The organism is Pseudonocardia nigra (genome assembly GCF_019396355.1).
Lineage (GTDB): Bacteria > Actinomycetota > Actinomycetes > Mycobacteriales > Pseudonocardiaceae > Pseudonocardia > Pseudonocardia nigra.
On sequence record NZ_JAHKRK010000573.1, the window covers coordinates 1 to 600 of the forward strand.

The following is a 600-nucleotide window of genomic DNA, read 5'->3' on the forward strand; positions in this document are numbered from 1 at the left end:
CTCCTTGAATGCCCTCATTGGGCATCGCTCCTGGCTCCGAAGGGTGCGTCGGCGGAACTTCCACGTCGTCGCAGAGCCGGCGCCGGTTTCAGACGTCTTTCCGGCGGATGTGAACTTGCATCTTCTGGAGATTGGGCTTCAGGCAATCCAGCTTTCGCCATATCACGCGGGTCCCCCAGTGCACCGTCCCAAACGTCTGGACCCGGTCACTGGTTGTCCTGGCATGCTCTTGTCCCCTTCACCTTTCGGCTCCAGGTCAGCCATTGGACCCAGAAACCTCCCTTCGAGTTCCTCCCGGCTATGCCGGGGATGCGACAGGTCGCATCGTGGCGCACAAGAACCGTTCGATCTTCCCCCGGCCCTGCGGACGGCCCGGGGTGGAATGGACCAGCCGGATCCCCAGTGTCGCGCAGGCCCGCAGCAGCCAGGCATCGACGAACGCGGAGCCGTTGTCGACATAAACCCCGTCCGGGATGCCAGGGCCCCGGCGTTGTTGATCTTTGTCCGGTTTGGTCGGATTCAGTTAGATGCCGTACGCGGTGAAGACGTCGTCGCGGTTGAGGAGGTCTCGTCGGGCGTGGGCGATGTTGGCGCGGTCGG

1 protein-coding gene is annotated in these 600 nt (G+C 63.5%); it reads left to right on the forward strand.

Translation table 11 applies throughout. The features are described from left to right. Nucleotides 1-382: 382 nt before the first annotated feature. Nucleotides 383-600, forward strand: a 218-nt coding sequence (locus KME75_RS47435) for a hypothetical protein (RefSeq protein WP_219420707.1), incomplete at its 3' end; no start/stop codon positions are given.